The sequence below is a fragment of the Streptomyces diastaticus subsp. diastaticus genome (genome assembly GCF_011170125.1).
Classification (GTDB): Bacteria; Actinomycetota; Actinomycetes; order Streptomycetales; family Streptomycetaceae; genus Streptomyces; species Streptomyces diastaticus.
On record NZ_BLLN01000001.1, the window covers coordinates 184,704 to 197,789 of the forward strand.

Sequence of the window (13,086 nt, forward strand, 5' to 3'; positions counted from 1 at the left end):
CGCCCACGTGAGCATCGCCACGTATCGGACACGCGCCTCGACTGCGGCGAAGTGTCCGAGAGCCGCCCCGGACGCCCGTACGCGACCTCGGAGGGGAGCCGCTGATTCCGTACCTACGGGCCCGTAGCTACGATGCGGAACATGACTCAGCCCGCCTCCGACGCGACGACCTCCCCGTCTAAGGGCTCGACCGCCGTCAAAATCGCGGCCGAGATCCCCGCCATCGTCAAACCCAAGCTCCGCGGCTGGCTGCACGCCGGAATGTTCCCGGCGGTCGTCATCGCGGGGCTGGCCCTGACCGCGTTCACCGGTTCCACGCGCGGCCGCATAGCCTGCGCGATCTACGCCCTCAGCGCCTGCCTGCTCTTCGGCGTCAGCGCCCTGTACCACCGGGGCACCTGGGGGACGCGCGGCGAGGCGGTCCTGCGCCGCCTCGACCACGCCAACATCTTCCTGATCATCGCGGGCACGTACACGCCCCTGACGATGCTGCTGCTCCCCGAGGCCGAGGGGCGGTGGCTGCTGTGGGGCATCTGGGCCGCGGCACTGGCCGGGATACTCTTCCGCGTCTTCTGGGTCGGCGCGCCCCGCTGGCTCTACACGCCCTGCTACATCGCCATGGGCTGGGCCGCCGTCTTCTTCCTCCCGGACTTCATGCGCGCGGGCGGCGTCGCCGTCCTCGTGCTCATCGTGATCGGCGGCCTCCTCTACAGCGTCGGCGGCGTCATCTACGGCCTCAAGCGCCCCAACCCCTCCCCTCGTTACTTCGGATTCCACGAGGTGTTCCACTCCCTGACCCTCGCGGCCTTCGCCGTGCACTACATCGGGATCTCGCTGGTGGCCTACCAGCACGGCTGAGAGAGCCGCGGCCGGGCACGGGCGAGAGCGACGAGCGGTTCACGACCCCGTCCGGCGCGGACGCCGGCACCGGCCGTGACGAAAACTCCGGCGCCGGCGACGGGGCCGACCAGGGGCGGCGGGCGCAAGGCCCGCCGCCCCTCACTCATGAGCACCGGGCCCGGGCACCCGCGGGCCTCCCAGCCCCCGGAGCGCCCTCGTGCCCGAACGCCCCGGACACTCATCCCGAGTCGCCGGGCACCGCTCCGTCGTCGCGCAGCGACAGCCCGGCCGGGCGGCCCCGCGCGACCTGGCGCTCCGTCCGCGCCGCCGCCTGCTCGGACCGGACCAGCGCCCGCACCGCCTGCCGGGCCTCACGCCGCTCGACCGCGGTGACCCGCCCCGGCCGACGGCGCCCGACGGCCGCCGGTCTCGACGCCGAGGCCACCACCACGGCGAGCCCGGCCACCACCAGCAGCACGACACCGAGCACCCCGGCGGCCCCCAGCAGCGCGTACCCCGCGACGCAGGAGGCCGCCGCCAGCAGGGCGAACACCTCGGCCCGCCGCCCGCGCCGCTCGGCCGGCGTCCTCTTCGCATCCGCGTACATCCGCATCCCCTCTCCTCCCCGGCCGGCCGAGCCGCCCGAAGTAACTGAACGTAGGCACTACTTCATCCGAGAGTGACACATGGCGCCGACAAACGGCGCCGCATCCTCTGCCCCGGAATCGCGGAACGCCCTCCGCTTCCACGCTCAGCACCAACCACTCCCCTGCTCGCTCCGGCGTCCCCACCCCTTCACCCGGGATTCCGCTTACTTCTCCGTCCACACCCCGGACGGCCGGTTCCCCCGAGCCCCACCCGGTGCGGCCGTCCCTCCCGCCTCCCCCGTCCCGGCCCCCACGCCCGTCCGGCCGGCCGCCGCCCTCGCACCGGCCACCGCCGCCTTCGCGGGACGGCCACCCGGGTCACAGGTAGGGGCACAGGACCGGAAAGCGACCCCCGGGCCGTCCGGGCACGTGCCATCCTGGCCGGATGAACGGACCGGAGATCCTCCTCACCGTCGCCCCCGAGCTGGGCCTGTTCGTCTCGCACGCACGCCGGTCGGGCGCCAGCACCGTGATCACCGACGGGGCCTCCACCCTCGGCCACGTGGTGGAGTCGCTCGGTGTCCCGCTCACCGAGGTGGGCTCGCTGACCGTCGACGGCCACGAGGTGGCGCGCGGGCACGTCCCCGCCGCCGGAGAGCACGTCGTCGTGGGGGCCGTGGCACGCCCGCAGGCCGTCGAGGGCGCCCCGCTGCGCTTCCTCCTCGACGTGCACCTGGGCACCCTCGCCCGCCGCATGCGGCTGCTCGGCATCGACACCGCCTACGAGAGCCACGACCTCGGCGACCCGGCACTCGCCGCCCGCTCCGCCGCCGAGCAGCGCGTCCTGCTCAGCCGGGACAGGGGCCTGCTGCGCCGCCGCGAGCTGTGGGCGGGGGCGTACGTCTACAGCGACAAGCCCGACGAGCAACTACGGGACGTCCTCGGCAGGTTCGCCCCGGCGCTGATCCCGTGGACGCGGTGCACCGCGTGCAACGGCCGGCTGCGCGACGCCGACAAGGACGAGGTCGCCCGCGACCTGGAGGGCGGCACCAAGGCCACCTACGACGTCTTCGCCCGGTGCGACGCCTGCGGGCGGGTCTACTGGCGCGGGGCCCACCACGACCGGCTGGAGACCATCGTCCGGCAGGCCCTGCGCGAGTTCGGCAAGGTGCCGGCCAGGGCCTGAGGCCCGGGCCGGTCCGGTGTCAGCCGCCGAGCCGGGCGGCGAGCAGCGCCGGATCGGTCGTCGGCGCGTCGCAGACGAAGCCCCGGCAGACGTACGCGGTGGGCGCGCCGTCGGCTGCCACCCGCCCGGCCAGCAGCGGAAGTTCGCCGTCGGCCGGGCCGACGGCGACGACCGCGCCGGGCGCCGTGGAGAGCAGCGCCGTCCGGTGCAGCGCGGCCGTACGCGGGTCGTCCGGGTCGCCGACCACGGCCACCTCGCGGGGGCCGTCGAGCAGCGCCTCGGTGACGGCCAGGCCGTGGCCGATGAAGCGGGGCACCTTCGGGCCGAGCGCGGCCACCACACCGAGCGCCCGTTCGGCGGCGGTGCGGTGCGGCTCGGAGCCGGTCTGCGCGGCGTAGCCGAGCAGCGCCCCGGCGGCGGCGGTCCAGCCGGACGGGGTCGCGTTGTCGGTGGGGTCCTGCGGGCGCCGGATGAGCTGCTCGGCGTCGGAGGCGGTGTCGTACAGGGCGCCGCTCTCGTCGGTGAAGCGGTCGATGATCTGGTCGAGGAGCAGCCCGGCGAAGTCCAGCCAGACGCCCTCACCGGTGACGGAGGCCAGGGCGAGGAAGCCCTCGGCGACGTCCGCGTAGTCCTCCAGCACGCCCGCGTTGCCGGAGGCGCGGCCGTCGCGGGAGGTGCGGGCCAGCCGGGCCTGGTCGTCGAGGTGGACGCGGACCAGCAGGTCGGCGGCGGTCACGGCGGCGTCGACGAGGTCGGGCCGGTCGAAGCAGGCGCCGGTCTCGGCGAGCGCGGCGACGACCAGCCCGTTCCAGGCCGCCACCACCTTGTCGTCCCGCCCCGGTTCGGGCCGCCGCAGCCGCGCCTCGTACAGCCGCTCGCGGATCGCGGCGATCCGTGCGCCGTCCCGCACGGCCGCGCCGTCCTGGGGCAGCCGCAGCACCGAGGCGCCCTCCTCGAAGGTGCCCTCCTCGGTGACGCCGAAGTGGGCGGCGGCGATCCGCCCGTCCTCCTCGCCCAGCACCTCGACGAGCTGCCCGGGCGTCCAGACGTAGTACGCGCCCTCGGTCATCCGCCCGGCCGCGTCCTCGCTGTCGGCGTCGATGGCCGAGGCGAAGCCGCCCTGCGGGGTGGAGAGGTCGCGCACCAGGAACTCGGCCGTCTCCAGGGCGACCCGGCGGGCCGGTTCGGACCCGGTCACCCGCCACAGGTGGGTGTAGAGACGACAGAGGAGCGCGTTGTCGTACAGCATCTTCTCGAAGTGCGGCACGATCCACTCCCGGTCGACCGAGTAGCGGGCGAAGCCACCGCCGAGCTGGTCGTAGATCCCGCCGCGTGCCATCCGCTCGGCGGTGTCGGCCGCCATCTGGAGCGCGCCCTCGGCACCGGTGCGGGCGTAGTGGCGCAGCAGGAACTCCAGCACCATCGACGGCGGGAACTTGGGCGCGCCCCCGAACCCGCCGTTGCCCGGGTCGTACTCCCGGGTGAGGCCGAGCAGCGCCTGCGCGGCCTCCTCGGCCCCCGGCAGCCGGCTCTCCCCGAGTGTCAGCCGTCGCTCACGCAGGTCGGCCGCGATCTTCCCGGCCACCTCGCCGACCTCCCCGCGCCGCTCGCCCCAGGCGACCCGCACCCCCTCCAGCACCTCCCGGAACCCGGGCATACCGTGCCTGGGCTCGGGCGGGAAGTAGGTACCGAAGTAGAACGGCTCGGCCTCCGGCGTGAGGAACACCGTCATCGGCCACCCGCCCTGCCCGGTCGCCGCCTGCACCGCCTCCATGTAGACGGCGTCGACGTCGGGACGCTCCTCGCGGTCCACCTTGACGTTGACGAAGTGCGCGTTCATCACCGCGGCGGTCGCCTCGTCCTCGAAACTCTCGTGCGCCATGACGTGGCACCAGTGGCACGCGGAGTAGCCGACCGACAGCAGAACGGGTACGTCACGCCGTTTCGCTTCCTCGAACGCCTCAGGCACCCACGGCCACCAGTTGACCGGATTGTCAGCGTGCTGAAGCAGATAAGGCGAGGTCACACCAGCCAACCGGTTCATACGCCCCAGCCTCTCACAGCGCCTGCCGCGACCGGTGCAACACTGACGCGCCCGCCTCACTTGGCCGAATCGCCACTTACGCGCCATGACATGGTGGGCGGCTCCTTCCCCTCCGAGCCCATCCGAGTCGGGCAGCCCTGCACCTCGGAACAGTAGGCTTGACGCAGCGGCGCCGGACCCGCCGAGGCCTCTCGAAGGAGGTACACCATGTCCGCCGAGATGGTGGCGCCCGCGTGGATGCATACGCAGATCAGCGCGGAGCAGTACGACTCCTGGTCCGAGGAGCAGTGCGCCGGCATCGAGATCGTGGACGGGATGGTCGTCGTGAGCCCGAGCGCCGCCAAGCGCCACAACCGGCTGGCCCGCATCCCTGTGAGTGGCCTTACGGCCGGCCGCCGCTTCCGCGGATCAGCACGCGCGACTCATCCAGCTCCCTCAGCGTTTCCTCGGTGTACGCGGCCGGTCGAGGACGAGTTCGCGAAGGCCGTTGCGGATGCCGGCCAGCGGCTCGCAGTCGCGGGCGCGGGGGAGCTTGCCGGTCAGCGGGACGGCCCAGCGACGCGGTAGGCGGCCGCCTCGGCGCCCGGGTCGGTCGCACGCCGGCCTCCTCGCCACGTCCGGTTACGAACGGGTCGCCCCCTCCCCGCCGCCTCACCGACGACCGGGAAGCCGCCGCCCGCGACGAACGCGGCCTCCCCGAAACCGGCGTGTACGGCGGCGCCGGCCTTTCCCACAGGGCCGACCACCACCCGGTCCGGCGGCTGCTGCTCGGTCCCGGCCGCGCCGTGGCCGGTCACCCTCGGCGCACCCGCCCGGGAGTGTCATGTGCCTGCGCGAAGGGGGCTGGTCCGGAGCTGTCGTGGGCGGATGTGCGCGGGCGGCGACCGGCCCGGCAGGGGCCGGGCGCCTCGTCGGCAGCGGCACCGGGCCGCGCCCTGTCGGCGATGCGGGGGACGCCTACGCCGCGGGCACCCAGCCCTGCTGGTTCGACGCCCACAGCGGAGACACCGTCCGCCTCACGTAGGCAGGAGTCGCTGAGCCAGGGCGTCGACCGCCTCCTCGAGCTCCGCCGCCGACATCTGCTCACCAAGAAGATGGTCGAGCAGGTCGACCCGGACGGCACTCAACAGCACGTGCGCCGCCCATGAGGAGGACATGCGGCGGTCGGCGGGGCCGGGCAGCGAGTCGATCTGCTCGGTCAGGACCCGGTACACCGCACGGTAGGGCGGCGAGTCGAAGAGGGACTGCGACCCGCGCCGGCCTGCCGCGTCCTCGATCGCGCGCACCAACGACAGGTTGGCGACCTTGAAGCGGACCACCGCGCGGAGGATTCCCGAGACCCGGGCTTGCGGACCCTCACCCAGATTCCTGCCCTCCGCCTCGATGATCTCGGCCCGCAAGCCCTCGGCCCGCCTCTCGAAGAGTGCGTCGAGCAGGCCGGCGCGGTCTCCGAAGGCTCGGAAGATCGTCCCCTTGCCCACGCCGGCCGCCGCCGCGACGTCGTCGGTCGAAACCGTGCGCCCGTCCGCCCGGGCGAACAACTCGTCGGCAGCCGCGAGGATCGCCTGCCGGTTCCGGACGGCGTCGGATCTCGGCTCACGGTTCACGAGCCCAGACATTACCTCTTGATAACCGGACCGACGGTCCGTATCGTCAAACGGACCGACAGTCCGCTTCTTCTGAGAGGGACCCCATGCCCATCGACAACGGTCGTCCGCCCACTCCCGCAGAGATCTTCGGTGCCGCCCTGGAGTCCCTGAACGGTGAAGACCTCGACGGGCTGATCGAGCGCTGCACCGATGACGTCGTCTTCGAGTTCCCCTTCGCTCCGAACGGGAAGCCCCGCAGGATCGAGGGCAAGGACCAGGTCCGGGACTACCTCGGCGCGCTTCCCGGCATCGAGATCACCGCACCACCCAGCATCGACGTCCACCAGACCACCGATCCGGACAAGGCGGTCATCGAGATGCGGGCCACCGGACGCGTGACCACCACCGGTGCTCCGTTCGACCAGTCCTACGTGGTCGTGCTGGTCGTTTCCGACGGCCTGATCTCCCGGTACCGCGACTACTGGAACCCCCTGGTGGCGCTCGAGACGGAGAAGTCGGCGTGACCGCGACGCACGAGGTACTGGTCACCGGCAGCACCGGTAACACCGGGCGCCCACTCGTCGCCCGGCTGAGGGCACAGGGAGTGCCGACGCGCGCGGCGTCACGCCACCCGAGCCCGGACGACCACGAGGCGACGCGTTTCGACTGGTACGACCCCACGACCTTCGACAACGCGGTGGCCGGCGTACGAGCCGCCTACCTCGTACCGCCGCCGCTGGACCCTGACCCGGTGGCCGCGATGGCACCGTTCCTCGAGGCCGCGCAACGGTCGGGAGTCTCCCGCGTGGTCCTCCTGGGCGCCTCCGTCGTCGAAACGGGCGGACCCGCCGTCGGACAGGTCCAAGCGCTGCTCCCCCGGCATGTGCAGGAATGGGTCGTGCTCCGTCCCTCGTGGTTCATGCAGAACTTCGTCGGCGACCACCACCACGCCGACAGCGCCCGGACGCTGGGCACCATCACCACCGCCGCGGGCGACGGGCGGGTGGCGTTCATCGACGCCGACGACATCGCGGCAGTGGCGGCCCGCCTGCTGACGGCCCCGACGGTGACCAACGAGGAGCTCGTACTCACCGGCCCCGAGGCGCTGAGTCACACGTCCGTCGCCGAGATCCTCACCGACGTCCTGGGACGGCCGGTACGGCATGTGTCCGTCCCCGCTTCGGAGTTCGAACGACAGCTCGCCGCGACGATGCCGGCACCCGGCGCCAAGCTGCTCGCGGCGTTGGACCGGCAGATCGCCGCCGGTGTCGAGGACCGGACAACACCCGGGGTCGAGCGGGTGACGGGGCGACCGCCCAAGTCCATGAGGACCGTACTGGAAGCGGCGTTCGACGCCGGCCGACGATGACGCCGCCCGGGAACACCGGGGCGTGGTCGCGGCAGCCGCACGTACCGGTGAGGGCTGGACGCGGGGCGCCGCCACACTGTGGCGGCGCCCCGCCGACCCACTGCCTACCACTGGGCGGGGCCGCCGGCTGGCGGCGGGCCGGCGAACCCGGCTCCTGATCCGGGACGTCGCCTCACGGGGGTCCGCCCGAAGGTGACGTACGGCTCCGGCTCCCACTCCGGCGATGCCGTCACTCGCTCCCGGACCCCGGCGTCCATGCCGCGCTTCAGGCCCTCGCCGTACGTCGTCGAACCGGTGCCCTCTGCGGACACGCCAGGTCGCAGGGGCCTCGTTGTGCCAGCGCGGTGGCACCGGCGGCAGGCGGAGCAGCCGACGCTGAGCGCACCGCCCCTGCCGGCGCGGCGCCTCCCGCCGCCGCGCCGGCTCGAACGCTTCCGGCCCGGGGCCACCCGTCGACGAGGTCGTCGGCGTACTGACGGACGGAGTGGGACTGGAACTGGGCGAGTCGGCCGGCCTGCTCGCATCCTGCCGGACGCGGCGCCGGGAGACGGCGGACGCGGCGGACAGCCGGGTCGCCTCCCGCCGTCCTTCGCCCGGAACCGCCGCCAGTCGCGCACTTCCGCGAACCGCCGCTGGCTGCCACCGTCCGTCGTGGTTCCGGGTCTGGTGGCCGTGGCCGCGGCGTCGGCCTGCGCCAAGGGTCCGGCGTGGCGGTCACCGCGACGCCGGACCGGCGGGCGGCGCCAGGGCGGGGCGGCCGTCGCGATCCGCCCGCCACGTGGTCCGGCTCCGAGGTCTCGGCGGCGCAGGGCGCTCCTCAAGACGGCGCACGCGGGCCCGGTCGGCTTCCGGGTGACAGCGCGACAGCGGCCGTGCTGTCGAGGAGCGTTCAGCTCGCCGCCCTCGGAGCACGCGATTCCGGTCTGCGGGCATGACGTCCGCCCACCCGGCAACACGCTCCTGGTCAGCACATCGTCACCGCGGGAAAGGGACGCACATGAGCGAGATCGAGCAGTCCGTCGAGGTGGAGGCGCCGCTGTCGGCGGTCTACAACCAGTGGACGCAGTTCGAGGAGTACCCCCGGTTCATGGCCGGGGTCGAGCGGATCGAGCAGCGCACGCCCACGCTGACGCACTGGGTCACCGAGGTCGACGGTGTCCGCAGGGAGTTCGACGCCGAGATCACCGAGCAGCTTCCGGACGAACGGGTGGCCTGGACGAGCGTCGGGGGCGAGGTGCGGCAGGCCGGAGTGGTGACGTTCCACCGGATCTCCGGCACCCGGACCAAGGTCATGCTGCAACTGGAGCACGAGCCGCACGGCCTCGTCGAACAGGCCGGCGACAAGCTCGGGGTCGTCCGGCGCCAGGCCGCAGGGGATCTGGAGCGGTTCAAGGGCTTCATCGAGAAGCGCGGCGTGGAGACCGGCGGCTGGCGCGGCCAGGTCTGACGCCTCGGGCGCGCCGCGCTCACGCGGGACGGGAACGGGCCGGGCCCCTCGGGGGAGACCGGCCCGCTCCCGTGCGTATCGGGGGCTCAGCCGCCCGAGGCGGTGAGCACCGAGTCGTCCTCTACGCGGGCACCGGGCAGCCGGTGGCGAGCGGCGATCAGGGCGGCGTCGACGTCCTTGGTGCCGGTGACGACGCAGAGGGTGTACGACACGTCGGCGAGCCGGCGCCGGGCGTCCTCGCCGCCGTCCTGGGCGTTGAGCGCCCGCAGCGTCTCGTACTGACCGATCAGGTCCCGCAGCACCGCGGGGTGCGCCATCAGCATGGGGGTGTCCTTCGTCCTCGGGGCTGAGCGCGGCCGGGGGTGTCGCGCCCCTTCCTCGTGGTCGGGCGCATGCGCTCTCGGCGGCCGTCTGCCCCTGCCGGCACCGCCCACACCTGCGGCTTTCGGTCAGCCGTGAAAGCTGACGGAACGTTTGCGCCGGTGCACGACCCCCTCGCGCCGGAGCGCGCCAGGCTTCAGACTGGGGCGGCGGAGGCGGGATGGGCGCGGTGGGGCTCCGCAGGGACCGGCCGGACGCGGCCGGGTGACGTGAAGGGGGATCACGATGCGGACCAGTCATCGGGCCCAGGCCGAGGAGTTGCTGGCGCGGGCGGTCGAGGAGGAGGTGCGGCGCTCCGGCGGCCGCACCGACGGACAGGTGCTCCTGTCCCGGGCCCGCGGCGAGTTGGACGGGCTGCTGCGCACGGCCGAAGAGGAGTACGCGGCGTACGAGGCGGCCGTCGCCGCCGCCGAGGCCGAGGCCGAGCGGCAGAGTTTCGGCCGGCGGTACGCGCGCGAGGGCGCGGGCACCCCGTTGCTGGTCGCCGGGGTCGCGGCGGCCGCTGCCTGTGCGGCGGACCTGGCGTTCGGCACCGGCGCCGGCACGGCCCTCGGCGCGGGGGCCGTGGTGGGCGTGGCCGGGGCGGCGGCGACCGTGGTGAAGGTGGGCGCGGTGCACTGGCCGACCGCGCACCGGCAGGCGGGCGCGCTGGGGCAGCCGGGCGGGCCCGAGCAGTTGCGGCTGGCCTGGCTGACGGCACTGGAGGTGCGCGGGGTGCGGCCGTTCCTGGAGCGGCAGCGCACGGCGGCGGTCCCGGCGGCGCGCCGGGCGGCTCCGGCCCGGCGGCACACCGGGCCCGTGCTGGGGCGGACCGACAAGAGCGCACTGGCCCGGCGGCGTTCGGTGCTGGAGCAGTCCTTCGACCGGCTGCCCTCGGAGGACGGGCCGTTCGCTGGCCGCCGGGAGCTGATGGCGCGGATCACCCAGGAGGTGCACGCGGCGCGGGCGGCGACGGAGACCCGGCCGGTGGTGCTGGTGCTGCACGGCGAGCCGGGCGCGGGCCGCACGACGCTGGCGGTCCGGGCGGCGCGCGAGCTGAAGGACCAGTTCCGGGGCGCGTGCGTGGTGGATCTGCGGGGTGGCGGGCAGAGCCGGACGGTGCCGCTGTCGACGCGGGAGGCGCTGCTGCACCTGCTCAACCGGCTGGGGGCGCCGCGCGAGCAGCTGCTCCAGCGGGAGCGGAGTTCGCCGGAGCAGCAGACGCGGCGGCTGGCCGAGCTGTACCAGCGCCATCTCACGGACGTGTCCGTGATCGTGGTGCTGGACGACGCCTCGGACCCGGAGCAGGTGGCGGCGCTGGTGCCCGAGCACTCGGACAGCCTGGTGCTGGTGACGTCCCGGGAGCCGATGGAGCTGCCCGGCCCCGTGGCGGCACGCGTGCGGCAGCTGCCGGTGGCCGGGCTGGACGCGGCCGGGGCCGAGGAGGTGCTGCGCCGGGTGGCGGGCGAGGCGGCCGACCCGTACGACGCGCAGGCCACGGACCGGATCGTGGAGCTCTGCGGCGGGCTGCCGCTGGCGCTGCGGGTGGCGGGGTCGGCGCTGGAGACCCGTACGCCCCGTGAACTGGCCTCGGCGCTGGAGGCGTACGGCACGGTGGGTCCGGTGGAGCGGGCGCTGTGGCTGCGCCACACCGACCAGGACGAGCGGAACCGCCGGCTGCTGCGGCGGCTCGCGCTGGCGGGGCGGGCCTCGCTGGGCGCGGCCGCGGCGGCGGCGCTGCTGGACACCGACGAGCAGGAGGCGGAACGGCGTCTCGTCGAGCTGGCGGGGGCCGGGCTGATCGACCGGGTGCGCGGCAGCCGCTACCGGCTGCACACCCTCGTCCGCGCCTTCGCCCGGGCCCGGCTGACCGAGGAGGAGCCGGCGGCGGAGCGGACGGCGGCTCAGGAACGGCTGATCGTCAACTACGCGGAGCTGGCCGAGCAGGTCATCGGCCTGGTCGACGGCAGGTCCTCGACGCGGGCGGACTCGGCGCTCAAGGCCGGGCCGATGGGGCAGCACGGGTTCGGCACGCTGGAGTACGCGCTCAACTGGCTGGACCAGGAGTCGAGCTTCATCACGGCGGCGCTGCGCGACGCGGAGGGCGTCGACCAGGGCGCGGTACGCGACCTCCTCGGCGCCCTGTGCGACTACTGCCTGCTCCGCGGCGACCTGTACCGGCTCGGGGAACTGAACGACCTGGCGCGCGCCGTCGACCAGGGGCTGCTGGCCCGCTCGGTGCAGTGGCGCACGGGTATCGCCGAGCGCCAGCTCGGCGAGTTGGACAAGGCCCGCACCACGCTGACCTCGGTGGTCGGCCTGTACTACGAGGCGCGCCACGATTCCGGCGCGGCGCTCGCGCTCTGCTCGCTCGGCATCACCCTGCACCACCAGGGGAAGCTGGCGGAGGCGGCCGGGAAGCTGCGGGAGGCACTGGCGCTCCAGCAGCCGGGCGAGCTGGCGACGGACCGGGCGTGGACACTGCACGCGCTGGCCGCCGTGGAACGCGACCGGTCCCGGCTGGCCGAGGCGGAGCGGCTGCTCGCCGAGGCGGGCCGCCTGCACACGGCCAACTCCTCCCTGCACGGCCAGGCGTGGACCCGCTTCCAGCTCGGCCAGGTCCGGCTCCGGCAGGGCGCCGTCGAGCAGGCCGAGGAGGAGCTGCGGGCCGCGCTGGAGCTGTACGGCAGGACCGGCGACGTCCGCGGCCAGGCATGGGCCCTCACCCAGCTGGGCCGGGCCCTGCTCCACACCGAGCAGGGCGACGAGGGCCGGGAGGCCGCCGAGGAGCTGCGCGGTGCCCTCTCCCGCCACCGCGACAACGAGGACGCCCGCGGCGAGGCATGGACCCGCTACTACCTGGGCCAGGCCCTGGAGGAGTCCGGGGACCTGACCACGGCGGTACGCGAACTGGAGCGGGCCCGCACGATGTTCTCCCGGATGCGCGACGTGTACGGGCTGGCCTGTGCCCGGCACCACTCGGCGCGGGTCACCCGCGACCTGCGGGCCGCGCAGACCGGGTCGTTGCGCAACAGCGGCTTCGCCCGGCAGCTCCTGGTGGACGCGCGGGCCGACTTCCGGCGGATCGGCGTGGCCCACGGTGAGGCGTGGACCTGCCTGGAACTCGCGGTGACCGACGCGGGCAACGCCCGTACCGGTCAGGCCCTCGCCCTCGCCGAGGAGGCCGCCGCCCTCTTCGCCTCGTACGGGGACGGCCGGGGCGGGGAGTGGGCGCGTTTCCTGACCGCCACCCTCCTGCCCTTCGCCGCCCCCGGCGGCCTGGAGACGGGCACCGCCCAGGCCCTCGCCCTCCTCGACGAACTCACCTCCTCCCCCACCCGCGCCCGTGACCCGCGCCTGACGCCCTGCCTGCCCGCCTACCGCCTCCTGCTGGAACGCGGCGTGGACCCGGCCGGGGAATGGCCCGCCTGGGGGCTGGGGCTGGTACCGGGACGGCACGCGCGGGAGGTGATGGGGGTGGGCTGAGGAGGCCGCACCCCGTCGCGTACACCCCGGACGAAGGCCTGGGTGCCCCGGTCCGTCGCCCCGTCCCTGCCCGCCGCGCGGTCTCCGCCGACGCCTGCTTCCGCGACCCTCGCGGCACCCGGTACGACGCCCTCGGCCCGGTCCTCGTGCGGGGTCCGCGCCCCGTGGGGGCGGGCCG

10 protein-coding genes and 1 pseudogene are annotated in these 13,086 nt (G+C 74.5%); 7 read left to right on the forward strand and 4 right to left on the reverse strand.

The genetic code is table 11. The annotated features are described in order from the left end of the window. The first annotated feature begins 141 nt into the window (after positions 1–141). Positions 142–858, forward strand: coding sequence for a PAQR family membrane homeostasis protein TrhA (trhA, locus tag Sdia_RS00795; RefSeq protein WP_100453311.1), 717 nt, complete (start codon positions 142–144; stop codon positions 856–858). A gap of 220 nt (positions 859–1,078) precedes the next feature. Here trhA and Sdia_RS00800 read toward each other — a convergent pair whose 3' ends face one another. Next, complete coding sequence (locus tag Sdia_RS00800) at positions 1,079–1,453, reverse strand: hypothetical protein (protein ID WP_189500476.1); 375 nt, start codon at positions 1,451–1,453, stop codon at positions 1,079–1,081. Positions 1,454–1,872: 419 nt separating this feature from the next. On the opposite strand from Sdia_RS00800, the gene Sdia_RS00805 reads away from it, so the two are divergent. Beyond that, positions 1,873–2,613: a Mut7-C RNAse domain-containing protein gene (locus tag Sdia_RS00805; protein WP_100452543.1), complete on the forward strand. Its 741-nt coding sequence runs from the start codon at positions 1,873–1,875 to the stop codon at positions 2,611–2,613. Positions 2,614–2,632: 19 nt separating this feature from the next. On the opposite strand, the gene Sdia_RS00810 is transcribed toward Sdia_RS00805, so the two are convergent. Continuing rightward, complete coding sequence (locus tag Sdia_RS00810; protein ID WP_189500475.1) at positions 2,633–4,657, reverse strand: thioredoxin domain-containing protein; 2,025 nt, start codon at positions 4,655–4,657, stop codon at positions 2,633–2,635. 207 nt (positions 4,658–4,864) lie between these two features. On the opposite strand from Sdia_RS00810, the pseudogene Sdia_RS00815 reads away from it, so the two are divergent. After that, positions 4,865–5,047: pseudogene (locus Sdia_RS00815) on the forward strand (Uma2 family endonuclease); the annotation flags it as partial. A gap of 626 nt (positions 5,048–5,673) precedes the next feature. Here Sdia_RS00815 and Sdia_RS00820 read toward each other — a convergent pair. Further along, positions 5,674–6,264, reverse strand: a complete 591-nt coding sequence (locus tag Sdia_RS00820; RefSeq protein ID WP_185393019.1) for a TetR/AcrR family transcriptional regulator — start codon at positions 6,262–6,264, stop codon at positions 5,674–5,676. An 86-nt stretch (positions 6,265–6,350) separates the two neighbouring features. Here Sdia_RS00820 and Sdia_RS00825 point away from each other — a divergent pair, with 86 nt between their 5' ends. From Sdia_RS00825 to Sdia_RS00835, 3 genes are all read left to right on the forward strand, one after another. Next, entirely contained in the window at positions 6,351–6,770 is a 420-nt protein-coding gene (locus tag Sdia_RS00825; protein WP_115069810.1) for a nuclear transport factor 2 family protein, read from the forward strand. Continuing rightward, on the forward strand, positions 6,767–7,615 hold the full coding sequence (locus Sdia_RS00830) for an NmrA family NAD(P)-binding protein (protein ID WP_100452538.1): 849 nt from the start codon (positions 6,767–6,769) through the stop codon (positions 7,613–7,615). Before Sdia_RS00825 ends, Sdia_RS00830 begins: the two co-directional genes overlap by 4 nt. A gap of 997 nt (positions 7,616–8,612) precedes the next feature. Beyond that, entirely contained in the window at positions 8,613–9,062 is a 450-nt protein-coding gene (locus tag Sdia_RS00835; RefSeq protein WP_100452537.1) for an SRPBCC family protein, read from the forward strand. Between the two features lie 86 nt (positions 9,063–9,148). Here Sdia_RS00835 and Sdia_RS00840 read toward each other — a convergent pair whose 3' ends face one another. Next, the gene (locus tag Sdia_RS00840; protein ID WP_100452536.1) at positions 9,149–9,385 is read right to left on the reverse strand and encodes a DUF5133 domain-containing protein; all 237 of its coding nucleotides are present in this window, start codon (positions 9,383–9,385) and stop codon (positions 9,149–9,151) included. A gap of 283 nt (positions 9,386–9,668) precedes the next feature. Here Sdia_RS00840 and Sdia_RS00845 point away from each other — a divergent pair, with 283 nt between their 5' ends. Beyond that, positions 9,669–12,908 carry a tetratricopeptide repeat protein gene (locus Sdia_RS00845; protein WP_189500474.1) on the forward strand — a complete coding sequence of 1,080 codons (3,240 nt, stop codon included), beginning with the start codon at positions 9,669–9,671 and terminating at the stop codon, positions 12,906–12,908. The last annotated feature ends 178 nt before the right edge of the window (positions 12,909–13,086 follow it).

What these genes read in the sequence shown, in the direction of transcription:
- trhA (WP_100453311.1), top strand. Translation starts at nt 142, where the DNA reads ATGACTCAGCCCGCCTCCGACGCGACGACCTCCCCGTCTAAGGGCTCG.
- Sdia_RS00800 (WP_189500476.1), bottom strand. Translation starts at nt 1,453, where the DNA reads ATGCGGATGTACGCGGATGCGAAGAGGACGCCGGCCGAGCGGCGCGGG.
- Sdia_RS00805 (WP_100452543.1), top strand. Translation starts at nt 1,873, where the DNA reads ATGAACGGACCGGAGATCCTCCTCACCGTCGCCCCCGAGCTGGGCCTG.
- Sdia_RS00810 (WP_189500475.1), bottom strand. Translation starts at nt 4,657, where the DNA reads ATGAACCGGTTGGCTGGTGTGACCTCGCCTTATCTGCTTCAGCACGCT.
- Sdia_RS00825 (WP_115069810.1), top strand. Translation starts at nt 6,351, where the DNA reads ATGCCCATCGACAACGGTCGTCCGCCCACTCCCGCAGAGATCTTCGGT.
- Sdia_RS00835 (WP_100452537.1), top strand. Translation starts at nt 8,613, where the DNA reads ATGAGCGAGATCGAGCAGTCCGTCGAGGTGGAGGCGCCGCTGTCGGCG.
- Sdia_RS00840 (WP_100452536.1), bottom strand. Translation starts at nt 9,385, where the DNA reads ATGCTGATGGCGCACCCCGCGGTGCTGCGGGACCTGATCGGTCAGTAC.
- Sdia_RS00845 (WP_189500474.1), top strand. Translation starts at nt 9,669, where the DNA reads ATGCGGACCAGTCATCGGGCCCAGGCCGAGGAGTTGCTGGCGCGGGCG.